25 protein-coding genes are annotated in these 25,579 nt (G+C 30.8%); 19 read left to right on the top strand and 6 right to left on the bottom strand.

The genetic code is table 11. The features are described from left to right. Nucleotides 1–41: 41 nt before the first annotated feature. From FG167_RS10865 to FG167_RS10845, 5 genes are all read left to right on the top strand, one after another. Complete coding sequence (locus FG167_RS10865; protein ID WP_203458299.1) at nucleotides 42–1,427, top strand: lipopolysaccharide assembly protein LapB; 1,386 nt, start codon at nucleotides 42–44, stop codon at nucleotides 1,425–1,427. Between the two features lie 54 nt (nucleotides 1,428–1,481). Then, nucleotides 1,482–2,489, top strand: coding sequence for a DUF368 domain-containing protein (locus FG167_RS10860; RefSeq protein ID WP_203458298.1), 1,008 nt, complete (start codon nucleotides 1,482–1,484; stop codon nucleotides 2,487–2,489). Next, nucleotides 2,490–3,509, top strand: a complete 1,020-nt coding sequence (locus tag FG167_RS10855; RefSeq protein WP_203458297.1) for a DUF368 domain-containing protein — start codon at nucleotides 2,490–2,492, stop codon at nucleotides 3,507–3,509. It abuts the gene before it with no gap. Then, nucleotides 3,502–4,239 (top strand): shikimate dehydrogenase, encoded by a 738-nt coding sequence (locus tag FG167_RS10850; RefSeq protein WP_203458296.1) that lies wholly within the window; start codon nucleotides 3,502–3,504, stop codon nucleotides 4,237–4,239. The genes FG167_RS10855 and FG167_RS10850 overlap by 8 nt, the downstream gene beginning before the upstream one ends. A 113-nt stretch (nucleotides 4,240–4,352) precedes the next feature. Beyond that, on the top strand, nucleotides 4,353–6,275 hold the full coding sequence (locus FG167_RS10845; protein WP_203458295.1) for a DUF349 domain-containing protein: 1,923 nt from the start codon (nucleotides 4,353–4,355) through the stop codon (nucleotides 6,273–6,275). Between the two features lie 243 nt (nucleotides 6,276–6,518). On the opposite strand, the gene mazG is transcribed toward FG167_RS10845, so the two are convergent. From mazG to ruvX, 5 genes are all read right to left on the bottom strand, one after another. Continuing rightward, a complete protein-coding gene (gene mazG / locus FG167_RS10840; RefSeq protein ID WP_203458294.1) occupies nucleotides 6,519–7,292 on the bottom strand; it encodes a nucleoside triphosphate pyrophosphohydrolase in 774 nt (257 codons plus the stop codon). A gap of 79 nt (nucleotides 7,293–7,371) precedes the next feature. Further along, the gene (locus tag FG167_RS10835; RefSeq protein WP_203458293.1) at nucleotides 7,372–7,791 is read right to left on the bottom strand and encodes a DUF5606 domain-containing protein; all 420 of its coding nucleotides are present in this window, start codon (nucleotides 7,789–7,791) and stop codon (nucleotides 7,372–7,374) included. A 56-nt stretch (nucleotides 7,792–7,847) separates the two neighbouring features. Next, nucleotides 7,848–8,438 (bottom strand): peptide deformylase, encoded by a 591-nt coding sequence (gene def / locus FG167_RS10830; protein WP_203458292.1) that lies wholly within the window; start codon nucleotides 8,436–8,438, stop codon nucleotides 7,848–7,850. A gap of 115 nt (nucleotides 8,439–8,553) precedes the next feature. Then, complete coding sequence (locus FG167_RS10825) at nucleotides 8,554–9,132, bottom strand: T9SS type A sorting domain-containing protein (protein WP_203458291.1); 579 nt, start codon at nucleotides 9,130–9,132, stop codon at nucleotides 8,554–8,556. 153 nt (nucleotides 9,133–9,285) lie between these two features. Next, nucleotides 9,286–9,696 (bottom strand): Holliday junction resolvase RuvX, encoded by a 411-nt coding sequence (gene ruvX, locus FG167_RS10820; RefSeq protein WP_203458290.1) that lies wholly within the window; start codon nucleotides 9,694–9,696, stop codon nucleotides 9,286–9,288. Between the two features lie 157 nt (nucleotides 9,697–9,853). Here ruvX and FG167_RS10815 point away from each other — a divergent pair, with 157 nt between their 5' ends. From FG167_RS10815 to FG167_RS10790, 6 genes are all read left to right on the top strand, one after another. Further along, nucleotides 9,854–10,669 (top strand): 2,3,4,5-tetrahydropyridine-2,6-dicarboxylate N-succinyltransferase, encoded by an 816-nt coding sequence (locus FG167_RS10815; RefSeq protein WP_203458289.1) that lies wholly within the window; start codon nucleotides 9,854–9,856, stop codon nucleotides 10,667–10,669. A 1-nt stretch (nucleotide 10,670) separates the two neighbouring features. After that, nucleotides 10,671–11,333: a 7-cyano-7-deazaguanine synthase gene (locus FG167_RS10810; protein ID WP_203458288.1), complete on the top strand. Its 663-nt coding sequence runs from the start codon at nucleotides 10,671–10,673 to the stop codon at nucleotides 11,331–11,333. Nucleotides 11,334–11,480: 147 nt separating this feature from the next. Beyond that, on the top strand, nucleotides 11,481–12,350 hold the full coding sequence (locus tag FG167_RS10805; protein WP_203458287.1) for an ATP-grasp fold amidoligase family protein: 870 nt from the start codon (nucleotides 11,481–11,483) through the stop codon (nucleotides 12,348–12,350). 8 nt (nucleotides 12,351–12,358) lie between these two features. Continuing rightward, a complete protein-coding gene (locus FG167_RS10800; RefSeq protein ID WP_239004474.1) occupies nucleotides 12,359–13,315 on the top strand; it encodes a stealth family protein in 957 nt (318 codons plus the stop codon). A gap of 55 nt (nucleotides 13,316–13,370) precedes the next feature. Beyond that, entirely contained in the window at nucleotides 13,371–14,453 is a 1,083-nt protein-coding gene (locus FG167_RS10795; protein WP_203458286.1) for a CDP-glycerol glycerophosphotransferase family protein, read from the top strand. Beyond that, nucleotides 14,446–15,201 (top strand): glycosyltransferase family 2 protein, encoded by a 756-nt coding sequence (locus FG167_RS10790; protein WP_203458285.1) that lies wholly within the window; start codon nucleotides 14,446–14,448, stop codon nucleotides 15,199–15,201. Before FG167_RS10795 ends, FG167_RS10790 begins: the two co-directional genes overlap by 8 nt. A gap of 10 nt (nucleotides 15,202–15,211) precedes the next feature. Here the strand turns inward: FG167_RS10790 and FG167_RS10785 are convergent, their stop codons facing one another. Beyond that, nucleotides 15,212–15,970, bottom strand: a complete 759-nt coding sequence (locus FG167_RS10785; RefSeq protein WP_203458284.1) for a lipopolysaccharide kinase InaA family protein — start codon at nucleotides 15,968–15,970, stop codon at nucleotides 15,212–15,214. A 76-nt stretch (nucleotides 15,971–16,046) separates the two neighbouring features. Between FG167_RS10785 and FG167_RS10780 the strand changes: the two genes are divergently transcribed. The 8 genes from FG167_RS10780 to FG167_RS10745 all read left to right on the top strand — a co-directional run bounded on the left by FG167_RS10780 (nucleotide 16,047) and on the right by FG167_RS10745 (nucleotide 25,536). Next, entirely contained in the window at nucleotides 16,047–16,607 is a 561-nt protein-coding gene (locus FG167_RS10780) for an L-threonylcarbamoyladenylate synthase (protein ID WP_203458283.1), read from the top strand. A 73-nt stretch (nucleotides 16,608–16,680) separates the two neighbouring features. Continuing rightward, nucleotides 16,681–18,096: a CCA tRNA nucleotidyltransferase gene (locus FG167_RS10775; RefSeq protein WP_203458282.1), complete on the top strand. Its 1,416-nt coding sequence runs from the start codon at nucleotides 16,681–16,683 to the stop codon at nucleotides 18,094–18,096. A gap of 33 nt (nucleotides 18,097–18,129) precedes the next feature. Beyond that, on the top strand, nucleotides 18,130–18,585 hold the full coding sequence (locus FG167_RS10770; protein WP_203458281.1) for a GNAT family N-acetyltransferase: 456 nt from the start codon (nucleotides 18,130–18,132) through the stop codon (nucleotides 18,583–18,585). Then, nucleotides 18,582–19,595 carry a COX15/CtaA family protein gene (locus FG167_RS10765; protein WP_203458280.1) on the top strand — a complete coding sequence of 338 codons (1,014 nt, stop codon included), beginning with the start codon at nucleotides 18,582–18,584 and terminating at the stop codon, nucleotides 19,593–19,595. Before FG167_RS10770 ends, FG167_RS10765 begins: the two co-directional genes overlap by 4 nt. 95 nt (nucleotides 19,596–19,690) lie before the next feature. Continuing rightward, nucleotides 19,691–20,206 (top strand): hypothetical protein, encoded by a 516-nt coding sequence (locus FG167_RS10760; RefSeq protein WP_203458279.1) that lies wholly within the window; start codon nucleotides 19,691–19,693, stop codon nucleotides 20,204–20,206. Between the two features lie 122 nt (nucleotides 20,207–20,328). Continuing rightward, on the top strand, nucleotides 20,329–21,225 hold the full coding sequence (locus FG167_RS10755) for an ABC transporter ATP-binding protein (RefSeq protein WP_203458278.1): 897 nt from the start codon (nucleotides 20,329–20,331) through the stop codon (nucleotides 21,223–21,225). A 45-nt stretch (nucleotides 21,226–21,270) separates the two neighbouring features. Continuing rightward, entirely contained in the window at nucleotides 21,271–22,095 is an 825-nt protein-coding gene (locus tag FG167_RS10750; RefSeq protein WP_203458277.1) for an ABC transporter permease, read from the top strand. A gap of 84 nt (nucleotides 22,096–22,179) precedes the next feature. Then, complete coding sequence (locus FG167_RS10745; protein ID WP_203458276.1) at nucleotides 22,180–25,536, top strand: T9SS type B sorting domain-containing protein; 3,357 nt, start codon at nucleotides 22,180–22,182, stop codon at nucleotides 25,534–25,536. Nucleotides 25,537–25,579: the final 43 nt, after the last annotated feature.

Below are 25,579 nucleotides of genomic sequence, written 5' to 3'. Positions count from 1 at the left end.
TAGAATAGTACATTTATTATAGTAGAACTATACAATTGCCTATGGAGTTTAGTCAAAACGACAACAACAATTTACCGCTTACAAAATTTGAATCGATGTTAAAAACAAACAACGTGTTGTTTTTCGATTCAGAGGAGTTCGAGAATATTATACATCATTATCTTAATCAAGGTAAGGTTGCATTAGCAAAAAAAGCCATCAAATTAGGTTTAGAGCAGCATCCTACTTCTGTAAATTTAAGATTGTTTAAAGTAGAAGTATATATATTTGAAAATGAACTTACCAAAGCAGATAAGCTCTTAAATGAGCTTCACAATCTAGAACCACAAAACGAAGAAATTTATATTCAGAAAGCAAACATCTTTTCTAAACAAGACAACCACGCAAAAGCAGTGGATGTATTAATAAGTGCATTAGAATTTGCAGATGACACCACAGATTTATACTCTTTAATAGGTATGGAATATCTGTTTTTAGATAAATTTGAAGAGGCGAAACAAAACTTCATGAAGTGTTTAGATCAAGATCTTGAAGATTACTCTGCACTATATAATATGATTTATTGTTTCGATTTTCTAGATCAGAATGAAGAAGCTATAGAATATTTAATTGAATATTTAAACACGAATCCTTATTGCGAGGTTGCATGGCATCAACTAGGAAAGCAATATTATACGATTAAAGATTACACAAAAGCACTTGCTGCTTATGACTTTGCAATTATATCTGATGATACTTTTGTTGGTGCATATTTGGAAAAAGGAAAAGTTCTAGAAAAATTAAAAAGGTTTGAAGAAGCCATAGAAAGCTACACCTTATCTTTACAATTAGACGATCCTACTTCCTTTGCTCTTTTACGTATTGCACAATGCTATGAAAAACTAGGAAAGGACGATTTAGCAGTACAATATTTTTATAAAACAGTACATGAAGATCCTTTATTAGACAAAGGTTGGATTGCTATTACTAAGTTTTATAACAAAAAGAAAAACTACAATAAAGCCTTATATTATATCAATAAAGCGATAAATATTGACACAGAAAATGTTGTTTATTGGAAGCTTTATGCAAAAATTAACCATCGTTTAAACTTTTTAGAAGAAGCAGAACGCGGTTATAAAAAAGCTTTAAAATTAGGTAATTACGAAGTCGATACTTGGATTGCTCGTGGAGATATCCTTTTAAAACTTGGTGAGCAAGAAGCTGCTATTTATAACTTTTTGCAAGCTGCAGAATTTCACCCAGAAAATGCAGAATTAGAATACCGACTTGGTGGTTTATACTTTCTACAACATGAAACGGAAAAAGGTACATTTCATTTAAAAAATGCAGTTCGTAATAATCAAGAATATGCTTTTATTATTGAAGAACTATTTCCTCAAGTTTTTGATAAACCAATGGTGAAAAAGCTACTAAAAGTAAAATAATACAAAAATTGTCTGCTTAAAATATTACCTTTGGTTTTAGCAAAAAATCAAAGTATGCAAAGACGTTTTATAGATTACTTAATCATATCTTTTAAAGGAATGGCAATGGGAGCAGCAGATGCTGTTCCAGGTGTTTCAGGTGGAACCATCGCATTTATTTCCGGTATTTACGAAGAACTTATAAATACTATTAGCAATGTAAATTTAAATACGCTAAAAGTTTTAAAAACCGAAGGAATTAAAGCTTTTTGGGAAAAAGTAAACGGTAATTTCTTATTAGCTCTTTTAACAGGAATGGTAATCAGTTTTGCTTCTTTTATGAAGCTTGCCAAATACCTTATCGAGCAACATCCCATTTTAATTTGGTCCTTCTTTTTCGGACTAATTATAGCAAGTATTCTTTTTATTGGTAAGCAAATCACAAAGTGGAACTTAGCAACTATTTTAGCGGTAATTGTAGGTGCCATTCTTGCATACTACATAACTTCATTGCCTTCAATGGCTAGTAATGATAATCCGTTTTTCTTATTTTTCGCTGGAGCAATTGCAATTTGCGCAATGATTTTACCCGGAATTTCAGGCTCTTTTATTTTAGTAATTCTTGGTGCCTATAAAACATTAAGTGTTGCAATAGACAGTTTAGATTTTAAAAAAATAGCCATTTTTGCTTTAGGTGCAATTGTAGGTCTACTCAGTTTTTCACGAGTTTTAAAATGGTTATTTAAACACTATCACAATATAACATTAGCTGTGCTAACAGGTTTCATTTTTGGATCCCTAAACAAAATTTGGCCTTGGAAAAAGACTATTTCTGTGATGCACGATACCACAAAAGAAGTGGTTCCATTTTCTACTGTTAGTGATTTAGGAACACTCTCTGTTTATCAAAAAGTAACTCAAGATTTTGAAAGCTATAAAACGATTGTAGAGAAGAGTATTTTACCCTCTAATTATTCCGATGTAAATCAAATAGACGCACAAGTACTTGTAGCAATGTCCTTAATGGTGGTTGGGTTTTTAACCATTTTTATACTAGAAAAAATAGGAAACAAAGTAAAATAAATGGAACAAACCAGAACATTTACAGACAAAATATTTCTAGTCTTAAAAGGATTAGGAATGGGAGCTGCTAACAAAGTTCCTGGTGTTTCTGGTGGTGTAGTTGCCTTTGTTGCCGGTTTTTATGAAGAGTTTATCTATTCACTTCAAAAAATAAATGGTAAAGCTTTCAAACTTTTAATTAACGGAAGATTTAAAAGTTTCTTCACTTATATTAATGGTCGTTTTTTAAGCTTATTGTTCTTCGGAATGATTATTAGCTATTTTAGTGTTTCCAAAATATTAGATTACTTAATAATGCACTTTGAGCTTTATGTTTGGAGTGTTTTCTTCGGAATGATTATAGGTTCCATATACTACATTAGTAAAGATTTTGAAGACTGGAATTTTAAAACCTATCTAGCGCTTTTTATAGGTATTACTATTGGCGTAAGTATTAGTTTTTTAGATCCTGCCAAAGAAAATGATAACCTTTGGTTTGTATTCTTTTGTGGTATTATTAGTGTTTCTGGGATGACACTTCCAGGTTTTTCTGGTTCTTTTATTTTAATTCTTTTAGGTAATTATGTACTGCTATTAGTAGATTCGGTAAATGCTTTGTATGATAGTTTTGCAGACATGATTAAAGGTGATTTTTCCTTTTTAAAAAACACAGAACGTTTAAGAATGCTAAAGGTACTCGTCGTATTTACACTAGGCTCTTTTGCTGGTTTGGTAACCTTTTCTCATGTATTAAGTTATATTTTAAAAAATTACAAAAGCATTACAACTGCTTCCATTATTGGTTTTATAGTTGGATCTTTAGGTGTCGTTTGGCCATTTAAAAAAACGGTTTATAAACTAAATGAAGATGGTGGCTTTTTAATAGATTCCGCTGGAAGAAAAATTATAGAAAACTACAAACGTTTTATACCAGAACTTAACTCAGAAACCTACCTTGCTATACTATATACTATTATTGGTATTGCAGTAGTTTTAGCTTTAGAGTTCTACGGACGAAAAACAAAAAAAACAAATGCGTAAATTCGGATTAATAGGAAAAAACATAGATTACTCATTCTCGCAAACCTATTTTGCTTCAAAATTTAAAGCGGAAGAAATTTCAGATGCAACCTATAAAAATTTCGATTTAGAAAACATCACAGACTTCCCTAGCCTTTTAGAAGACACCAATATTAAAGGTTTCAACATTACTATTCCGTATAAAGAACTTATCATTCCGTATGTAGACAAACTAGATAAAAACGCGAAAAAAATAGGTGCAATAAACACTATAAAGTTTACAAAAAAAGGAAAACTAAAAGGATACAATACCGATTACTACGGATTCAAAAACTCCATACTACCACACCTAAAACCACAGCATACGGCTGCACTAATTCTAGGAACCGGAGGCGCAAGCAAAGCCATTGCTTACGCATTAAAGAAGCTTAATATTACATATACCTATGTTTCTAGAAGCGCTACAAAAGAAAATCAAATTACGTACCAACAACTAACAGAACAAATTGTAAAAAACAACACCATAATAGTAAACTGTACACCTTTAGGCACCTATCCAGACATTATGGCTTGTCCGGATATTCCATATGAAGCAATTACAGAAAAACACTTACTTTTTGATCTTATTTACAATCCAGAAGAAACTACTTTTTTAAAGTATGGCAAGCAAAAAAATGCAACCATAATTAATGGTTACCAGATGCTACAATTACAAGCAGAAAAATCTTGGAAAATCTGGAATAAACAATAAATACTAGCAAACCTAAAAATTGATTTAGTTAATACTAGCTACTTTTTTGAAAGTATAAGCCTTGTTTAGTATCTTTAACCCTATAGTACTTTTACGAACCAATTATTTTTATAATGTCAGAGAAAGATAACCTGCTGCAAGCAGACGGAAAATTAGAAAATCAGTCTACAGAAAATTCTGCTAAAACAGAAGAAAAAAAAGTAACTGAACCAACAGAAAATCAGGAGATACCAGAAAGTCAAGATGAAGTATTAAATGAAATTGAAGCAGTAAATGCGGAAGATGCTGAAGATGAAGACACAAAAGGAAGGCACGAAATAGAAGTGAAAGACTATCACGCTATGGAACTAGAAGAATTAGTTGCAGAACTTGAAAGGTTGGTAAAAGACGAAAAAGCGCAAGCCATTAAAACCCACGTTGAAGAAATAAGAGCAGAATTTAAAACAAAATTCAATGTGCTTTTAGAAGATAAAAAAGAGGAGTTTTTAAACGAAGGAGGTAATGAAATCGATTTCCATTACTCTAGCCCAATACACAAACAGTTTAAAGAAACGTATTTTGTGTATCGTGATAAATTAAAAACACACTACCAAAGCATTGAAAAAAACCATAAAGATAATCTTGCAGAACGTTTACGTATTATTGAAGAAATAAAAGGTTTAATTAATGTAGAAGAAAACATAAATACAACCTACAAGTATTTTAAGGAGTTGCAAGAACAATGGCGAAATGCTGGTGCAATACCAAGAGATAAATACAATAATGCTTGGAACACCTACCATCATCACGTAGAAATCTTTTATGACTTTCTTCATTTAAACAGAGACCTTCGTGATTTAGATTTTAAACACAATCTAGATCAAAAACTAAAAATAATTGAAAGAGCTGAAGAATTAGCACAAGACGATAATTTAAATCGTGCTTTTAGAGAACTTCAAGTTTTACATAAACTGTGGAAAGAAGACCTTGGTCCTGTTGCAAAAGAAAATAGAGACGAAATTTGGAATCGTTTTAAAGCTGCCACCAAAATTATTCATGACAAACGTCAAGATTATTTTAAAGACTTAGATAAGATTTACGAACTAAATCTAGAAACAAAACACGCTATAATTTCTAAAATTGAAGCCATTTCTAAACAACCTGTAAAATCTCATAGTGCTTGGCAAAACAAAATAAAAGAAATTGAAACTTTACGAAAAGAGTTTTTTAGTGCGGGTAAAGTTCCTGTAAAAGTTAACGAAGCTACTTGGTCTAAATTTAAAGATGTTGTTAGAGATTTTAACAGAAATAAAAATACTTTTTATAAAGACTTAAAAAAAGAACAACACAATAACCTAGATAAAAAATTAGCTTTAATTAAAATTGCTGAAGAAAATAAGAATAGTGAAGATTTTGAAACCACTACACCATTAATGAAGAAGATTCAAAATGAGTGGAAAAATATTGGTCATGTTCCAAGAAGAGATAGTGACAAAATTTGGAAACAATTTAAAGGTGCCTGCAATCACTATTTTAACAAGTTTCATGCTACAAAAGATGCCGAAAACAAAGAAAGCTTAGAAATATACAACAAAAAGAAAGAGTTATTAGACACCATGAAAACACTAGAGATGAGTGGTGACAATAAACAAGACTTACAACTTATTAAAGATCATATTGCACAATGGAAGGCTTTAGGTGCTGTACCCCAAAATAAACGTTATATAGAGGGGAAATATAGTAAAGCTTTAGATGCTTTATTTGACGGTCTAAAAATGGATAAAGAGGAAGCTGAAATGATTAAGTTTGAAAACAAATTAGAAAACTTAAGCAATGCTAATGACAGTAGATTCTTAGATAATGAACGTTCTTTTATTAGAAAGAAAATTGATGAAGTAAAAGGTGAAATAAATCAGTTAGAAAATAATTTACTTTTCTTCAAACACGTAAAAGACGATAATCCTCTTGTGAAAGAAGTATACAAAAACATTGAAAAACATAAAAGTACTTTAGCACTTTGGAAAACAAAACTGAGTAAGATTAAAGAGCTGTATTAGTACAAATCTCCTTCTATAAAAGACTAAATCCTATTTGAATAAATAAATTATTCAAATAGGATTAGTTCCTAACTAAACTAACTAAACTAACTAAACTGTTATTTTTTAAGATAAAAAACAACTTTGATATAAGATGACACTTTAAAAGAATTTGATTCTGCTATTAATCTACTCATGAAAGTAGTGCCATTTAATAATATATACGGAGGAAACTTAATTTTGGATTACGAGAGTTAAAAAAAATTACATTTTTTTCGCTTCTTCCCAGAAAACATCCATCTCTTCTAGCGTCATATCTTTTAAGTTTTTATTTAAAGACTTCGCTTTTTCTTCTAAATATTGAAAACGTTTTATAAACTTCTTATTCGTGCGTTCTAATGCATTCTCTGGATTTATATTTAAAAATCTAGCATAGTTAATCATAGAAAACAAAACATCCCCAAATTCGCTTTCCATGGCTTCTTGGTTTTCTGCTTTTACTTCATCTTGAAACTCTTTAAGCTCCTCTTCTACTTTTTCCCAAACCTGTTGTCGTTCTTCCCAATCAAAACCAACACCAGCAACCTTATCTTGTATTCTATTTGCTTTTACTAAAGCGGGTAAACTTTTTGGGACACCTTCCAAAACACTATTTTTTCCTTCTTTAAGTTTTAAGTTTTCCCAATTTCGTTTAACATCTTCTTCATTTTCTACTACCACATCGCTGTAAATATGCGGATGTCTATGTATCAATTTATCACAAATACTATTGCATACATCTGCTATATCAAAGTCTTTTGTTTCGCTTCCAATTTTTGCATAAAACACAATATGCAGCAATACATCACCAAGTTCTTTTTTTACTTCTTCTAAATCCTTATCTAAAATAGCATCACCAAGTTCATAGGTCTCTTCTATGGTTAAATGACGTAAGGTTTCCATGGTTTGCTTTTTATCCCAAGGACATTGCTCCCGTAATTCATCCATGATAGTTAACAATCTATCAAAGGCTTTTAGTTGATTTTCTCTAGCATTCATAATTTGGTATTTTGGTAAATTTACAAACAAAAAATCCAACTACATGAGTTGGATTTTTAAAATATTATAGTTGAAAAGCTTATTCTTCTTCGTCTGAAGATGCTTCCTTTTTATCAAAGTCTAACATATTATGTTTTTCTAATAAATTATACCATTGAATAATTTTTTTAATATCACTAGCATATACTCTATCTTCATCATAATCTGGTAACACTTCAAAAAAGTATTCCTCTAATTTGTCTTTACTTTCTTTATGACTTATAGAAGTTGCTTTACCATTTTCTTTTGTTTTAATTTTACTTAAAACTTCTCTTAAAGGTAATTCTTCTTGTAATGTGTACACAGCAATTTCACTCAAAATGCTGACATTATGTTGCATATTAACAGAAATCTTTTTTTTGTCTAATAAAGATTCTGCAATAAAACCACCACGTGTTTGTGCTATTAATTTATATAATCCTGGTCTTCCAGAAATGGATAATACTTTATCTAAACTCATATACTTATTTTTTTAACGATGGCAAATATCAAGTGTTTGCCAATGCAAAACAAATTTTATCGTTTCTTTTTTTGATTAGGAAATTTCATTTTATAATCTATACCTATTTTCCCTTTAGATATGTTTGCCAGTTTACCTTTAATTAAACGCTTTTTTAATGAAGATAGTTTATCTGTAAACAAAACACCTTCAATATGGTCATACTCATGTTGTATCACTCGAGCTATTAAACCATCATACGTTTCGGTATATTTGTTAAAGTCTTCATCAAAATACTCAATAGTAATTTCTGGTTTTCTAAAAACATCTTCTCTTACATCTGGAATACTTAAACAACCTTCATTAAAAGGCCATTCGTCACCTTTTTCTTCTAAAATCTTTGGATTAATAAAGGTTTTTTTAAATCCTTTAAAAGCTTCTTGTTCTTCTTTGGTAAAAGAATCATCTTCTGCAAAAGGTTCTGCGTCTACGATAAACAAACGTATTGGCAATCCAATTTGCGGAGCTGCTAAACCAAGACCAAAAGCGCCATACATAGTTTCGTACATATTAGCAATTAAGTCGTCTAGTTTCGGGTAATCTTTAGAAATGTCTTTTCCTACTTTTTTTAAAACAGGATCTCCATAAGCTACAATAGGTAATATCATGAGGTTTTTTAAATAATTTCATACAAAAATACAATACTTACGGAACTACTTCGCTAAAAAGCATAAAAAAACTCCTTAAATTTTAAGGAGTCCTTTATATAATAGTCGTTTATTCTTAATTCATTATAATTACCTTTCTAGTAATTGTAGTGATATCTGTAATAATTTGAGCAATGTAAATCCCATTTTCTAAATTAGAAACATTGATGCTTACACTACTTAAATCGGATGTATCGGTGCTTAACATTTTCTTTCCAGTAACGTTATATATCTCTACTTTAACAGAAGTGTTAATACCTAATTTAATATTTAAGTTATCTCCACTAGTAACAGGATTAGGATATACTTTCATCATTGTTTTAAAAATCATTTCGAATTCTTCTGCAGATAAAGTACCTCCTGAATATTCACAAATAGAAAATCCGAAATCTACAGCAATATTACTAGTATCTGCTAAAGCAGCACCTGAAGTTAATTCATAAACAGACAATTCATCTCCACAAGAAGTTTGCGTAAACGTGGATGCACCAACACTTACTGTGGTTGGTCTATCCATACAGTCTGATGTTCCTGTATCATAAATAAAATAAAGATTTGATGCTGTTGCGAATCCCGTTGGAGCACAAAATTGAGCTTGAATTTGAGTTGCCGAGAATAATGCTAATACTAGCATTGTTAAGTAGTAATTTTTCATGTGTATAATAATTTGGGTTGTAGCAAATATATACTTGAAAATATATAACCAGTTAATTTTTAGACGACTGCAATAAAATTTTCGTTGTTCGGTTTTTTATTGCAAATTTCACCGATGAACTACTTGTTATTTTGTAAAATACAATGTAAAACCTTACATAGAATACAAATAACTCTGTAAAATAATGGTAGCACTAATCTCATCTACCAAAGCTTTATTTTTTCGCTTCTTTTTAGATAGACCAGAATCTATCATCGTTTGAAATGCCATTTTAGAAGTAAAACGCTCGTCTACACGTTGCATTGGCATATCTGGAAAAGCATTAGTGAATTTTTTAATAAAACCCTGAATAGCTACTTCACTTTCTGAAACCTCATTATTCATTTGTTTTGGTTCCCCAATAACAACCAATTCTACTTTTTCGGAAGCAAAATATTCTTTTAGAAAAGAAATTAGTTCTTTAGTATGCACTGTAGTTAAACCAGAAGCTATAATCTGTAATTCATCGGTTACAGCTATTCCCGTTCTTTTCGTACCAAAATCTAAGGCTATTATTCTTTTCATAGTACTGCAAATTTAAACTTAATTTTTAAGCTTCAATAGCGATACCATATTTTTAATGTAACCATTTACTTTTATCAATTATAGATTTATCTTTGCACAAGTATATTTTTAAACAAAAGAGGTTTCCGCTTTAACGGAAATGATAATATAATTTTAAATGAAGGCATTACAACAGCTTATTGAAGCAGCTTGGAACGATAGAGAACTATTAAAAGAACCACAAACTACATCAGCAATTAGAGAAGTTGTAAACTTACTAGACTTAGGAAAACTTCGTGTTGCAGAACCTACTACAGAAGGTTGGCAAGTAAATGAATGGGTAAAAAAGGCCGTAGTTTTATATTTCCCTATTCAGAAAATGGAAACTTTTGAAGTTGGTATTTTTGAGTATCATGATAAAATTCCGTTAAAAACGGGTTATGCAGAAAAAGGGATTCGTGTAGTACCGCATGCAGTAGCAAGACATGGTGCATATATTGCTCCTGGTACTATTTTAATGCCAAGTTATGTAAATATTGGTGCTTTTGTAGATGAAGGAACCATGGTAGATACCTGGGCAACTGTTGGTAGTTGTGCACAAATTGGTAAAAATGTACACCTCTCTGGTGGTGTTGGTATTGGTGGTGTTTTAGAACCTTTACAAGCAGCTCCTGTTATTATTGAAGATGGTGCATTTATTGGCTCTCGTTGTATAGTTGTTGAAGGCGTTCGTGTAGAAAAAGAAGCTGTTTTAGGTGCTAATGTAGTCTTAACTATGAGTACAAAAATTATTGACGTTACAGGAGATACACCAGTAGAAACTAAAGGTGTTGTACCTGCACGTTCTGTTGTAATCCCTGGCAGTTACACCAAAAAATTTAAAGCTGGTGAATTTCAAGTACCTTGTGCTTTAATTATTGGTAAACGTAAAGAAAGCACAAACAAGAAAACATCTTTAAATGATGCTTTACGTGAATATAATGTAGCAGTTTAATATGAATAAAACAAAAAATGTATTATGGACTGGTGGATGGGATTCAACCTTTAGAGTTATTCAATTATTTAATCGAGGATTAACAATACAACCTTTATATGTAATCGATTCTGGAAGACCTTCAAGATTTAAAGAAATAGAGACTATACATTTGTTAACTAAACAAATCCATGAAAGATTCAGCAATTCTAAAGGTGAAATTCTTCCCGTTAAACTAATTCCAAGAAAAGATATTCCGTCTAATTTATACTTAAAATTAGTCTATAAACTTATAAAGCATAAACGTAGAATAGGAAAGCAATATTATTGGCTTGCCTGTTTAGCTAAAGAATATAAAGGCTTAGAACAAGGTTTTCATAGAGAAGACAGAGACAGCTTGATCTATTTTAATGAGCTAGAAGAAATTATTGACGAAACAAATGGTAGAAATTGGGTTGCAAGTCCAAAAAACATGGATTTTTTAAGAAAACAAATTTTTAAAAACTATCGATTTCCTTTGGCTGACATCTCTAAATTAGAAATGAAACAATATGCTGAAGAGTATGATTTTATAGATATAATGAATAACACTTGGTTTTGTCATAGTTCTAATAAAAAACCTTGTGGAGAATGTGCTCCTTGCAAACAATATGTAATTGATGGATTTGGTTTTAGACTACAATAATCTAACAATGTCATTATAAAAATCTATAATTTATAGACTAAATAAAGTACAACTCTTAAAAGCCCTAGATTTTTGTTTTATATTTACCTAAACAATTAAATAATGCTAAAAAATATACGTAGAATATTTTTAAGACAGTTGCGAAAAATGAGGTTTTTACCTCCACCAATTTTTGCGAAGTTTTATTATGAATATCATACTGGCAAAAAATTAAACTTAAACAAACCAATAGAATTTAACGAAAAAATTCAATGGTATAAAGTATTTTATCATCCAAAAATATTAAATCAATTAGTAGATAAATATGCAGTAAGAAAGTATGTTGAAGAAAAAATCGGAAACAAATATCTTAATGAAGTATATGGCGTTTTTGAAAAAGCTGAAGATATAAATTATAAAAATCTACCAAATAAATTTGTAATAAAAGCTACTCATGCAAGTAGTTACAACTTAATTGTAACAAATAAAAATGACTTAAATCTAATTAAAACAACCAAATTGTTTAATAAATGGCTTTGCAAAAATCAATATTATAGAATGGGTCAAGAATGGGCTTATAAAGATGTACAGCCTAGATTAATAATTGAGAAAATTTTAAAAGAAGAAGGTAAAAGCTCACTTACAGATTATAAATTTTATTGTTTTAATGGTGTCGCTAAATTTGCAGATGTTCATTTAGATAGAGAAGAAAATCACCAACAAGGCTGTTATGATTTAAATTTTAACTTATTACCTTTTAGAAAAAAATCTAAAAACAAAAACATTTCTACAGAAATAAAAAAACCTAGCAACTATGATGAAATGATTAAATTATCTGAAACTTTAGCTGCTAATTTTCCATTTGTTCGTGTAGATTTTTATTCAATTAATGGAAATGCTATTTTTGGAGAAATGACATTTTACCCTTCAGATGGTAGAAAAGATTTCTTTCCTGATGAATACAATACTATTATTGGCGATTACTTTAAGCTTCCAACGCTAGAAAAAGGGCAAAAAGTTATTACTAAAATAAATTAATTTGTTTGATGCAATTAACTATGATTGAAGAAAATAAAAACACAGGACCTATTGATGTTGTAATACTTTGGGTGGATGGAAATGACGAAAAACATAAAGAAAAAATACGTCCTTATATAAAAGATTCTGAAAAATTAAAGACTAAAAAATTTAGAACGAGATATGATCAGGTAAATGAAATCAAGTTCACAATAGACTCCATTATAAAATATGCTTCGTATGTTAGAAACATATATATAGTTACAGATAACCAAACTCCAAGTTTTTTAAAAAATAGAAATACAGAAGATAAATATACTAAAGTTTCTATTGTAGACCATAGTGTTATTTTCGCTGAACATGGAGAATATTTACCAACATTTAATTGTAGACCCATTGAAAGTCTTTTATATAAAATACCAAATTTAGCAGAACATTTTATTTACTTTAACGATGATTTCTTTTTAATTAATAAAACAAAACCAACAGATTTTTTTAAAGATGGCTTGCCAATTTTAAGAGGGAAATGGTTGAAATTTGATAAAGATATATTTTATAAAAAATTTAAAAAAGCAAAGTTTGGTCATAAAACCATACAGCAAAATGCTGCAAAACTTTTAGGCTTTAAAAAATATTACAATTTTAAACACACACCACATCCATTAAGAAAATCTACTTTCGAAAATTATTTTGAAGCAAACAAAGAGGTTCTTATTAACAATATTAAACATAAGTTTAGAGTTAAAACTCAATTTACACCACAAGGTTTAGCAAATCATATAGAAATTAAAAACAAATCTTGTTTCTTTAAAAAAGATTTACAATTAATATATTTTAGATCGTACAAGAAAAATTTGCTATGGTACAAATACAAATTAAATAATAAAGGAAAAAACAAACTATTCCTAGGTTTACAAAGTCTAGACTTATGTCCTCCAAATATTTTAAAGTACATATTGCAATGGATGGAAAAACGAATGAGTTAAAAACTTATAGTTATCTTAAAAATATTTAAATTAGTTTTTATTCTTAAAAAAGAAAATGCAATACCACTTTTTAATTTATATATCTTACAGCTATGCACTACCAATTGGCATGCCTCTAGAAACTGAAATCACAAAACGTGGTTATACTGTAAAATGGTTTGCAGACATTGAAGATGGTAAAAAAGCAATACAACAAAAAAACAATGCTTTACAAACAATACAAGAAGTTCTAGATTATAAACCAGACATTGTATTAACAGCTACAGATAGTGTTGCCGATTTTATTACAGGATTAAAAGTGCAAGTGTTTCATGGTTTTAATGCACAAAAAAGACCTTCTAAGAAAAACACGTTTAGTCATTTTAGACTTCGTGGTTTTTTCGATTTGTATTGTACACAAGGTCCGTCTACCACAAAAGGTTTTAAAGCGCAACAAAAAAAGCATCCCTATTTTGAAGTTGTTGAAACAGGCTGGAGCAAAGTAGATCCTTTATTTCCAATAGAAAAAAGAGAAAGTAATAATACTATTATGATTGCTTCAACTTTCACCGAAAGTTTAAGTCTAGCATATAACGATTCCGTGTACCAAGAAATTAAAAGGCTATCTAGCGCTGGCACTTTTAATTTTATTATGGTTTTGCATCCTAAACTTCCAGAAGCTATAGTTAGCAAATGGAAATCTATAAATAATGAGCATTTTACTTTTTTCAACACAACAGATCTTACGCCTTTATATAAACAAGCAGATATTATGTTTGCTGATACAACTTCTGCAATTCAAGAATTTTTACTTCAAAAAAAACCAGTAGTTACCTTTAAACATACCTTTAATCACGATTACTTATTACATGTGCAACAAGCTATAGATTTAGAAAAAACGTTTCAAGAAGCTTTAGTGTATCCAGAAAACTTGATTAAAAATATTGAGAATTTCATACAAGATTTACATCCTTATTTTGATGGAAAATCTAGTGAGCGAGTAATAAGTGCTTCCATTTCATTTTTACATAAAGATAAAAGCTATTTAAAACAAAAACCCTTAAATTTGGTGCGAAAGTATAAAATAAGAAAACGCTTAAACTACTTTACTTTTAAAAGCTATAATAAAGCATATACTCTCAAAAAAAACAATGAATAAACTAACAGCAATTATTCCTACAGGAAATGAAATACACAATATAGAAGCTGTTATTGCATCTGTAAGTTTTGCCGATGAAGTACTAGTTGTAGATAGTTTTAGTACAGATGGTACTTTTGAAAAAGCACAAGAATTAGAAACCAAAGTAATACGTAGAGAGTACCAATATTCTGCTTCACAAAAAAATTGGGCTATTCCACAAGCTAAATACGAATGGGTTTTATTAGTAGATGCAGATGAGCGTGTCACACCAGAATTAAAAGAAGAAATACAAGCTATATTAAAACAACCAGAAATAGAACATGTTGCATATTGGATTGGCAGAATGAATCATTTCATGGGAGAACGCGTAAATTATAGTGGTTGGAGAAACGACAAAGTAATTCGACTTTTTAAACGTGATTTATGTACGTATGAAGATAAACATGTACATGCCGAAATTATAGTAAATGGTACTATTGGTAAGTTAGAAAGCAAGTTTTACCACAACACGTATATTACTTTTGATAAGTATTTAGAAAAAATGAATCGTTACGCTTGGTGGCAAGCTAGAGATTATGATAAAAAAACAGGAAAACTAACACCTTATCACTTTGTTATAAAACCTTTTTATGGCTTTTTTAAACACTATATTATGCAAAAAGGTTTTAAAGATGGCATTGTAGGCCTTACCATTGGTACTATACAAGCGTATGTGGTTTTTATGCGTTATGTAAAAATCTGGTTACTTCGTAGGGAAAGGAATTAATTTTTTAATATTATTTTTTCCAGAATTTCAATTTCTTTTTTAAGTCTCTTCTCCTATTGTGGCTATTTTGAAAATCTTCGGTTTCCTTCCACATAAGTTTATAAATAGTATCAAAATCTTCATTAGAAATTTTAGCATATTCATCGCTCATGGTTTTCACCATAGATTTTTGAACAGTTAATCGAGCAAAATTTTTAATTCTTGTTTCTAAAGGCATCGGTTTAAACTCCATTCTATTTAAGTCTACCAAATAAAATTGATACTCCTCTCCTACTTTTTTAATTAAAGTATTACCAGGTGAATGGTCTAAAAAGTTAATATTATTTTGATGTAACTTATAAGTAAACCTTGTAAAAGCTCGTAAAATAACTTCGTGATCTGGATAATTCAAATCTCTAGAAAGCTCTCTATACGTTAAATCACAATCCAATTGCTCACTCACATAATAACTTTTCTTAAATAAAAAAGGAGAAGGTAATTCAAAATAAGCAATAGGTTTTGGCGTACCAATTTGTAATTCCAATAATTTATTAGCGTAAATATAAGAACGTTCGGCTTTACTTTTTCTGAAATATTTATAAACTACCTGATTAACAACATTAGGAATTCGAAATGATTTTACATTAATGGTTAATTCATTTAACTTAAATAGTTTTAACGAATTTCGTTTCTGATTACCATAATCATCGCCTTTAGTATCAAAATTTTGAATATAATCTTTTAATACAGCTTCGAATTCTGAAAAATTACTTTTAATTTCGTAGTTCATATCGCAAAATTACAATTAGTTTTATGGATTCTATTCTATTCATTTAATAAAATTAGTTACACTTTTATAGTTATATATGCACAAAGAAATTAAAAACACCATTGAAATTCTAAAAAATGGCGGAATAATCTTATATCCTACAGATACAGTTTGGGGAATTGGCTGTGATGCTACTAATGCCGAAGCAGTTACAAAAATTTATAAGCTTAAAAAACGTATAGAAACCAAAGCTATGATTTGCTTAGTTGCAGATGAAAGAATGCTAACTAAGTATATAAAAAAAATACCCGACGCTGCACAAAGTATTTTTGATGTTGCCGAAAACCCGATTACCATCATTTATGATGATGCACAAAACCTAGCACCTAATTTAATAGCAAAAGACAAAACCATTGCGATTAGAATTCCGGATGATGAATTTTGCTACCAAATTTGCAGAAAACTTAATGGTGCAATTGTGTCTACCTCAGCAAATATTAGTGGTGCTCCTACTCCAAAATCCTTTAAAGAAATACCTCAAGAGATTATAAAAGGTGTAGACTATGTTGTAAATTTGCACCACGAAAAAAAAACAACAAAACCTTCGTCTATTATTAAATTAGGCAGCAATGGTATTGTTAAAGTTATACGAAAATAAAATTCAAACTTCAAGTATCCAATTCCAATTAATGAATTTGTTATTTGAAATTTAGTTTTTTGGAATTTTTTTTATGAATTACAAACACGCATTACAAAATAAAATATTCAAAATCATTTCGCAATCTGCAAAAGAACTACAGCTAGACAGTTATGTTATTGGTGGCTTTGTACGCGATTTTATTTTAAAACGAGGTACTGCAAAAGATATAGATGTTGTTGCTATTGGTAGCGGCATTGCATTAGCAAAACAAGTAGCAAAAAACTTACCCAACCAACCAAAAGTACAAGTATTTAAAACCTATGGTACTGCAATGCTTCGCTATGAAGACATTGAAATTGAATTTGTTGGTGCAAGAAAAGAATCCTATAACGAAGACAGCAGAAATCCCGTTGTAGAAAATGGCAGCTTGCAAGACGACCAAAACCGAAGAGATTTTACTATAAATGCATTGGCTTTAGATTTATCGGAAGAAAATTTTGGGGACCTTCTAGATCCTTTTCAAGGCATAGAAGATTTGGATGCAAAAATCATTAAAACGCCATTAAATCCAGATATTACGTATAGTGACGATCCATTGCGTATGATGCGAGCTATTCGTTTTGCGACACAGTTGGATTTTATTATTGAAAAAGATTCTCTTGACGCTATTAAAAGAAATAACGAACGGATACATATAATTACCAAAGAGCGTATTGTTGTGGAACTAAATAAAATTTTAGAATCTAAAAAACCTTCTATCGGATTCTTGTTATTAGAAGAAACCGGATTATTAAAACACATACTTCCTGAATTATCTGCTTTAAAAGGAATTGACGAAGTAGATGGTCAAAAACATAAAGACAATTTTTACCACACCTTAGAGGTGGTAGATAATATTGCTCCAAACACAGATAATCTTTGGTTACGTTGGGCTGCACTTTTACATGATATTGGTAAAGCGCCTACAAAAAGATTTAGTAAAAAAGTAGGTTGGACCTTTCATTCGCATGAATTTGAAGGATCAAAAATGGTGTATCGCTTATTTAAAAGACTAAAAATGCCATTGAATGACAAAATGAAGTTTGTCCAAAAAATGGTTTTTATGAGTTCCAGACCTATTGTATTAGCACAAGATGTTACCGATTCTGCAGTACGTCGTTTGGTTTTTGATGCTGGTGAATATGTAGATGATTTAATGACACTTTGCGAAGCAGATATTACTACTAAAAATCCACATAAATTTAAGAAATATCATAACAATTTTAAGATTGTTCGTGAAAAAATTGTAGAAGTAGAAGAAAGAGATAGTGTTCGTAATTTTCAACCCCCAATATCTGGTGAAGAAATTATGAAAGCTTTTAATTTGAAGCCTTCCAAAGAAATCGGACTTATTAAAGAAGTGATAAAAGAAGCTATTTTAGAAGGAGAAATCCCGAATGAATTTGATGCCGCTTTTCAATTAATGCTAAAAGAAGGAGCACGTTTAGGACTAACAAAAAGCGAGTAGTTGGCAGTGTTCCGTAAGTAAAAAAACAAAAAAATGGATTTAGTTAGAACGAATTCTGAAAATAACGACTTTGTTTACTTAGTAAAACAACTAGATTCCTATTTAAAAATAACTGACGGAGAAGAACACGACTTCTATAACCAATACAATAATATTGATGTTTTACAACATGTTATTGTAGCATACATAGATAATAAGCCTGTTGGTTGTGGTGCTTTTAAAGAATTTCATACAAGTAGCGTAGAAATAAAACGCATGTTTACAAAACCGGATGCAAGAGGAAATGGCATTGCTGGTAAAATACTACAGGAACTAGAAAATTGGGCTAAAGAGTTACAGTATAAAACCTGCATTTTAGAAACAGGAATTAGACAAGTGGAAGCAGTTTCCTTTTATAAAAAGAGTAAGTATAAAATCATTTCTAATTACGGTCAATACGTTGCTATGGAAAATAGCTTATGTTTTGAAAAAGAATTAATTCAACAATGAAAAAGGACAATAAAAAAGTAATCTACTGGCTGTTTACTGGCTGTTTATTAATCTTCGTTATGGTAGTAGTTGGAGGTATTACTAGATTAACAGATTCTGGTTTATCCATCTCTAATTATAAATTAATAACAGGAACTATTCCTCCTATTGGCGAAGCTGCATGGCAAGAAGCTTTTGCGTTATACCAGCAATATCCAGAATTTCAAAAACTACATTCCCATTTTACATTAGAAGATTTTAAAAGTATTTATTTCTGGGAATGGCTACACCGCGTCATTGGTCGTTTAATAGGCATGGTTTTTATCATTCCATTTTTATACTTTTTAGCAACCAAACAGCTTAGCAAAAAAACAATAAAAAAATGCATCGTACTTCTTGTTCTTGGAGGCTTTCAAGGTTTTTTAGGTTGGTATATGGTAAAAAGCGGATTAGTAGATAAACCAGATGTAAGTCATTTTAGATTGGCAGCACATTTAACCACTGCCTTTTTAACTTTTGCCGCAACATTATGGGTTGCTCTTGATTTAATATTTCCAGAGAAAAAAGCTGTTGACAAAAAGTTTAGAAATCTTATTGGTATTGGTTACATCCTATTAATTTTTCAAATTATTTACGGCGCTTTTGTAGCTGGTTTAAAAGCCGGGTTACTACATAACCATTGGCCTTTAATGAACGAAGGTAAATTTATGCACGAAACCGTCTATATCCTTCATCCGTTTTATAAAAATCTTATTGAAAACCCAAGTGGTATTCAGTTTATACATCGAACAGTTGCCTATATAGTCGTTATTTTCATTTTCATTATATGGTTTCAAGCAAAAAAGAAAACAACTACTAGATATCAAAAAATAGCAATCCATTCCTTATTAATATTGGTCGGATTTCAATTTTTACTAGGTGTACTAACCATTATATATCAAGTACCATTAGTATTAGGTGTTGCACATCAAATTGGCGCTTTTTTCTTATTAAGCGCTATGACATTTACACTGCATCGTTATAGTAGATAAAGTAAAAAACGCTTTAATTAAAATACCAAAAGTTGGAATTTAGTTCTTGGTTTTTAGAGTATGGAAATCGTATCTTTGCAAAATAATATTTTACCATGATTTACAGATTTAGAGTAGTACTAGATAATGACACCGAAGAAGATATTTTTCGTGATTTAGAAATCCGCGAAACAGATACTTTAGAAGACTTACATAACATCATCACCCAGTCTTTTGGTTTTGACGGATTAGAAATGGCTTCCTTTTATATAAGTAACGATACTTGGGAACAAGGCGAAGAAATCTCGATGTTTGATGTTAGCGAAGGTGCCAATGCTGTGCGTTTAATGAACGAAACTGCAATTAACGATGTAACACATGAGATGGCTACCAAACTAATTTATGTGTACGACTTTTTAAGCATGTGGACCTTTTATGTGGAGCTAGCTGAAATTGTAGAGGAAGCCGAAGGACAAGATTACCCAAACTTGATGTTTGTGCATGGTCAAATTCCGGATGAAGCGCCTATTAAAAACTTTGAAAGTGATGATTTAGATGAATTTGACGAGTTTGATGATGGTTATGATATTAACGATTATGACAATCTAGACTTTGAAGAAAACTGGAACTAAATAAAGTTCTATTATAAAATTTTAAGCACTCTAATTTAAATAATTAGGGTGCTTTTTCATTTTAATCTGTAACATTTTTCGGCTTCCTTCGTCTTACCTATAACTAATCAAACCTTAATACTTTGGAATCTATTCTTACGATTAATAACCTTACCAAAAAATTTGGCTATCTCACAGCAGTAAAAGACCTTTCGTTTACTATAAAAAAAGGAAACGTTTATGGTATTCTTGGACCAAACGGAAGTGGGAAATCTACAACATTAGGAATTGTCTTAAATGTGGTAAACAAAACGCAAGGAGATTTTAAATGGTTTGATGGAACGGTATCTACACATGATGCATTAAAAAAAGTGGGAGCCATTATTGAGCGTCCTAACTTTTACCCATACATGACAGCTGCTCAAAACCTAAAACTGGTTTGCAAAATTAAAGGCGTTGATTATTGTAAAATTGAAGAAAAACTAGCTGTTGTTGGTTTAGAAGATAGAAAAGACCACAAGTTTAACACCTATTCTTTAGGTATGAAACAACGTCTAGCTATTGCTTCGGCTTTATTAAATGATCCTGAAATATTAATTCTTGATGAGCCGACAAACGGATTAGACCCGCAAGGGATTCATCAAATACGTAAAATAATACAAGATATTGCAGCAAAAGGAACTACCATTCTTTTAGCTTCTCACCTACTCGACGAAGTAGAAAAAGTATGCTCGCATGTTGTAGTACTTCGTAAAGGAGAAAAATTATATTCTGGTCGTGTAGACGAAATGATTTCGAGCCATGGTTTTTTTGAATTAAAAGCCGACAAACAAGAAGATTTAATAAAGCTATTAGAAAGTAATACTACTTTTAAAAACATAAAAGTGGAAAACGGTTTAATTACTGCCTTTTTAAATGCACCAATGGATGCTTCAGATTTCAATAAGTTGATGTTTGAAAAAGGAATCGTATTATCCCATTTAGTACAACGAAAAGAAAGTCTTGAAGAACAATTTCTTCAGCTTACAGACAAAAACTAATTCATCCATTTATACTGAACTTGTTTCAGCACCAAAACCAAACCCATGTTACGACTATTAAATCTTGAATTACAAAAACTACTATTAAATAGAGCTAGTAGAGTACTTATATTTATATCCTTTATTTTACCGTTTACCGTATTAATTCTTTCCTCTATAAAAATAAACTTCTTTGGCTTTTTTACATTAGAATTGGGCGAATTAGGTATTTTTAACTTTCCTATCATTTGGCATATTACCACGTTTTTTGCCGCACAATTCAAATTCTTTTTTGCCATTGTTGTAGTAAGTATGATTGGGAATGAGTATAGCAATAAAACCATAAAACAGAACTTAATTGATGGTTTAAGTAAAAAGGAATTTATACTCTCTAAGTTTTACACCATTGTATTCTTTTCCTTAATAGCAACTATTTTAATAGCAGTAGCTTCTTTTTGTATTGGTATGTACTATTCTAGTTATACCGAAGCGAGTATCATTTTTAGAGAAACTAATTTCTTAGTAGCCTATTTTGTGAAGCTTGTTGGTTTTTTTACCTTATGCTTATTCTTTGGTATGCTTGTAAAACGCTCGGCATTCGCGCTAGCTTTCCTCTTTGTTTTATACATTTTTGAGTATATCATTTTAGGATTGATTACTTGGCAAGCTAATTTTGAATTGGCAGAAAAAATTCAGAATTTCTTCCCTTTAAAATCTATGTACAAACTAATAGACCAACCTTTTCAACGTATCATGATGACCAAGTTTCCAGACAAAATGGATCTTACTTATGATTATGCTGTACATGGGAACGAAATTGTTATTGTACTATGTTGGACAGCCATTTTCTTATTTCTATCCTATAGAATTTTAAAAAATAGAGATTTATAGCCTTTCAAACAAAAGCCATTTTAACATTCATCACCTTATATTCAAATAAAAATGTAATATCTTTGGTAGCTATTGCTATATAAGATGAAAAAAATATTATACCTCCTTTTTTTAACATATTCTCTAACCTATTCTCAAGACCAAGCATCTAACTGGTATTTTGGGGATAATGCGGGTATTAGTTTCGATAATAATACAGGAGCGGTAACCGCTTTAACAGATGGTTTATTAAGAACAGACGAAGGTTGTACAAGTATTTCGGATAATGATGGAAACCTTCTGTTTTATACAGATGGTATTACGGTATATAATAGGAACCACCAAGTGATGCTAAATGGTAATACCTTATATGGAAACCCTTCTAGTACACAATCGGCTATTATAATTCCAAAACCAGAAGATCCTAATATATTTTATATTTTCACACAAGGAACAACTTACCAAAGTCAACCCGACAGAGGCTTTAATTATTCTGAAGTAGACATGACTTTAGCTGGAGGCTTAGGGGGTTTGACTACTTTAAAAAACCAACGTTTGCTATATAAAGCTTCGGAAAAATTAAGTGCTGTTCTTAAAGACTGCGTCTCTGGAAATATTTGGGTAGTTTCCTATGCGGATAATGATGCGCTTACAAATCCGAGCGCTACAGACTCCAATAATAATACGTTTTATGCTTTTGAAGTAAGCCCAACAGGAGTAAACACCAATCCTACTATTAGTACTACGGGAGGAACTATATCTGAAAGAAGAGGTTATTTAAAATTATCACCAGATGGAACAAAATTAGTTTCGGCAAACATTCGTAGAGGTTTATTTCTTTTTGATTTTGATGTAACGGATGGTTCTGTATCTAACCCGCAATTATTAAACATAAACTCAGCGGGTCTTAATGGTGCCATTTACGCTTATGGTGTGGAATTTTCTTCCAATAGTGAACTTCTTTATATTAGTACATATAATGATTATTCTAGTACAAGTTCTAGTCAGAATGATAATCCAAACAATCATAAAAGTGCCTTGCTTCAATTTGATTTAACAGCAGCAAACATAGCTGGTAGTCAAGTTACTATTGAAAGTAAACAAGGATTTAGAAGCGCATTACAATTAGGTCCTGACAATAAAATATACAAAACTGAAAGTAGCACCTATAACACAGGTTTACCAAATTTAAGCACCATAGAGGCTCCTAATACTTTAGGTATTAATTGTAATTACACACTTAATACAATAAGTTTAAATGGCCGATTAGCAAGACAAGGTTTACCGCCTTTTATTTCTTCCTTCTTTTCTGAAAAAATTGATATTATAGATAATACTTCCACAACACAAAACATACAATTACCATTGTGTATTGGAGAAAACTACACTTTGGTTGCTGAAGTTATTCCTGGAGCGACTTACACTTGGACAAATAATGGTATTCCCATTGCGACGCCAACAGTTCCAAATGAATTAACCGTATTTACAGATGGTAATTATGAAGTATTAATAGAAATACCTGGAAATGATTGTGAATCTAAAGAAGGACAAGCAATTGTAAGTTATTATACACCTCCTGTTGCTAACCAACCTTTAGATCTTTCCGTTTGTGATGACAATAATAATGACCAATGGGCTTTTGATTTCACTTCTCAAAACGCGGACATATTAGGAACTCAGGATTCCCGTAATTTCAGTGTTCATTATTTTGCAAGTCAAGAAGACGCAGATGATTTTGACAATGAAATCATAGGTTCCTATGATAATCAAGATAATCCGCAAACTATTTTTGCTAGAATACAAAACATAGCGTACTCTGGTTGCTATGATACCACTTCTTTTACCATTAAAGTATTTAAAACACCTACTGCTAACTTTGTAGATAACTTTACTACTTGTGATGACGATGTGGATGGTGATGATACTAACGGACAAATAGAAGTCGTGCTTACCGATTTTGATTCGGAAGTCTTAGGTACTCAAAACATAGCAGACTATGCTGTTTCGTATCATGATTCACAGGCAAATGCAGATAGTGGAAATACTCCATTAGCAAATACCTACTATACACAAACGCCATTTCTAGAAAGAATTTTTGTAAGAATTGAAAACAGATTAAATTCGGAATGTTATGACACTACCTTTTTTGATGTCATTGTAAATCCGCTTCCAAGTCGTTTTGATAGTAGCCTAATTCAGTGTGATGAAGATGGTGTTACAGACGGATTTACAACATTTAATCTTACAGAAGCTGAAGATGCTTTAACTGGAGGTGCTACAAATGTTTCGATTACATACTTCCGCTTATTACTAGATGCTGAAAGTGAGCAAAACGAATTAGATGCAACAAACTATCCCAATACGCTAAATCCGCAAGAAGTTTTTGCCCTAATAAAATATGACACAACAGGATGTACTTCTATTGCAAAGCTTACATTAGAAGTAAGTACAACACAAATACTAGATTATAATGCACAGCCAGCTTGTGATGAATTAGATTCTGAAGATGGAATAAACTCCTTTGATTTAGATGTATTCACAACAGACATACAAACAATTAATAGTATCACTTTTCCTGTAAACTATTATGAAAACTATAACGATGCGCTTTTGGAACAGGATGCATTAACTTCTCCATATCCCAATACAAATCCGTATACTCATACCATATATGCAAGAGCAGAAAATGGTAATTCATGTTATGGTATTAGCGAAGTGAATCTAACGGTAAACAAGCGTCCGCAACTTATAGAAGATGAAACTACTTTTTATTGTTTAAACGCATACCCGGAAACAGTTCCTATAGAAAGCGGTGTCATTGGTGACCCAAACGATTATACGTATTCTTGGTCTACAGGAGAAACTACAAATCAAATTCAGATTAATCAAGTAGGAACCTATACTATAACCGTTACCAATGCTGATAATTGCGAAAAAAGTAGGACTATTACGGTAGAGCCATCCAGTATTGCAAATATTGAATCTGTTGACATTATAGATGCTAGCACAAATAATACAATAACCGTTAATGCTTCGGGAGATGGAGAATATGAATATGCCCTTTTTAATGATGCAGGTTTACATACGTATTATCAATCTAGTCCTATATTTACCAATGTAACTCCTGGAGGAATTTATACGGTTTCCGTTAGAGATATAAAAAATGGTTGTGGTGTTGAAAAAGAAATAATTTCTGTTATCGGTTTCCCTAAATTCTTTTCACCAAATAATGATGGTATTAATGATTACTGGCAAGTTTATGGTGTTTCTAGTCTTTTTCAGCCAAATTCAAAAATTAAAATATTTGATCGTTACGGTAAACTATTAAAGCAAATTAGTCCAATTGGTCAAGGTTGGGATGGTACATTTAATGGTGGTGTTTTACCAAATGATGACTATTGGTTTTCGGTATTACTTCAAGATGGTAGAGAATATTTCAATCACTTTACCTTAAAACGATAATACTACTAAAAAATTTACAACAGTTATTTTTTAGTATAAAAGC

This window comes from Lacinutrix sp. WUR7, from assembly GCF_016864015.1.
Lineage (GTDB): Bacteria > Bacteroidota > Bacteroidia > Flavobacteriales > Flavobacteriaceae > Oceanihabitans.
The sequence above is the reverse complement of the archived record's forward strand: the minus strand, read 5'-3'. Positions and strand labels throughout refer to the sequence as shown.

What these genes read in the sequence shown, in the direction of transcription:
- FG167_RS10865 (WP_203458299.1), top strand. Translation starts at nt 42, where the DNA reads ATGGAGTTTAGTCAAAACGACAACAACAATTTACCGCTTACAAAATTT.
- FG167_RS10860 (WP_203458298.1), top strand. Translation starts at nt 1,482, where the DNA reads ATGCAAAGACGTTTTATAGATTACTTAATCATATCTTTTAAAGGAATG.
- FG167_RS10855 (WP_203458297.1), top strand. Translation starts at nt 2,490, where the DNA reads ATGGAACAAACCAGAACATTTACAGACAAAATATTTCTAGTCTTAAAA.
- FG167_RS10850 (WP_203458296.1), top strand. Translation starts at nt 3,502, where the DNA reads ATGCGTAAATTCGGATTAATAGGAAAAAACATAGATTACTCATTCTCG.
- FG167_RS10845 (WP_203458295.1), top strand. Translation starts at nt 4,353, where the DNA reads ATGTCAGAGAAAGATAACCTGCTGCAAGCAGACGGAAAATTAGAAAAT.
- mazG (WP_203458294.1), bottom strand. Translation starts at nt 7,292, where the DNA reads ATGAATGCTAGAGAAAATCAACTAAAAGCCTTTGATAGATTGTTAACT.
- FG167_RS10835 (WP_203458293.1), bottom strand. Translation starts at nt 7,791, where the DNA reads ATGAGTTTAGATAAAGTATTATCCATTTCTGGAAGACCAGGATTATAT.
- def (WP_203458292.1), bottom strand. Translation starts at nt 8,438, where the DNA reads ATGATATTACCTATTGTAGCTTATGGAGATCCTGTTTTAAAAAAAGTA.
- FG167_RS10825 (WP_203458291.1), bottom strand. Translation starts at nt 9,132, where the DNA reads ATGAAAAATTACTACTTAACAATGCTAGTATTAGCATTATTCTCGGCA.
- ruvX (WP_203458290.1), bottom strand. Translation starts at nt 9,696, where the DNA reads ATGAAAAGAATAATAGCCTTAGATTTTGGTACGAAAAGAACGGGAATA.
- FG167_RS10815 (WP_203458289.1), top strand. Translation starts at nt 9,854, where the DNA reads ATGAAGGCATTACAACAGCTTATTGAAGCAGCTTGGAACGATAGAGAA.
- FG167_RS10810 (WP_203458288.1), top strand. Translation starts at nt 10,671, where the DNA reads ATGAATAAAACAAAAAATGTATTATGGACTGGTGGATGGGATTCAACC.
- FG167_RS10805 (WP_203458287.1), top strand. Translation starts at nt 11,481, where the DNA reads ATGAGGTTTTTACCTCCACCAATTTTTGCGAAGTTTTATTATGAATAT.
- FG167_RS10800 (WP_239004474.1), top strand. Translation starts at nt 12,359, where the DNA reads ATGCAATTAACTATGATTGAAGAAAATAAAAACACAGGACCTATTGAT.
- FG167_RS10795 (WP_203458286.1), top strand. Translation starts at nt 13,371, where the DNA reads ATGCAATACCACTTTTTAATTTATATATCTTACAGCTATGCACTACCA.
- FG167_RS10790 (WP_203458285.1), top strand. Translation starts at nt 14,446, where the DNA reads ATGAATAAACTAACAGCAATTATTCCTACAGGAAATGAAATACACAAT.
- FG167_RS10785 (WP_203458284.1), bottom strand. Translation starts at nt 15,970, where the DNA reads ATGAACTACGAAATTAAAAGTAATTTTTCAGAATTCGAAGCTGTATTA.
- FG167_RS10780 (WP_203458283.1), top strand. Translation starts at nt 16,047, where the DNA reads ATGCACAAAGAAATTAAAAACACCATTGAAATTCTAAAAAATGGCGGA.
- FG167_RS10775 (WP_203458282.1), top strand. Translation starts at nt 16,681, where the DNA reads ATGAATTACAAACACGCATTACAAAATAAAATATTCAAAATCATTTCG.
- FG167_RS10770 (WP_203458281.1), top strand. Translation starts at nt 18,130, where the DNA reads ATGGATTTAGTTAGAACGAATTCTGAAAATAACGACTTTGTTTACTTA.
- FG167_RS10765 (WP_203458280.1), top strand. Translation starts at nt 18,582, where the DNA reads ATGAAAAAGGACAATAAAAAAGTAATCTACTGGCTGTTTACTGGCTGT.
- FG167_RS10760 (WP_203458279.1), top strand. Translation starts at nt 19,691, where the DNA reads ATGATTTACAGATTTAGAGTAGTACTAGATAATGACACCGAAGAAGAT.
- FG167_RS10750 (WP_203458277.1), top strand. Translation starts at nt 21,271, where the DNA reads ATGTTACGACTATTAAATCTTGAATTACAAAAACTACTATTAAATAGA.
- FG167_RS10745 (WP_203458276.1), top strand. Translation starts at nt 22,180, where the DNA reads ATGAAAAAAATATTATACCTCCTTTTTTTAACATATTCTCTAACCTAT.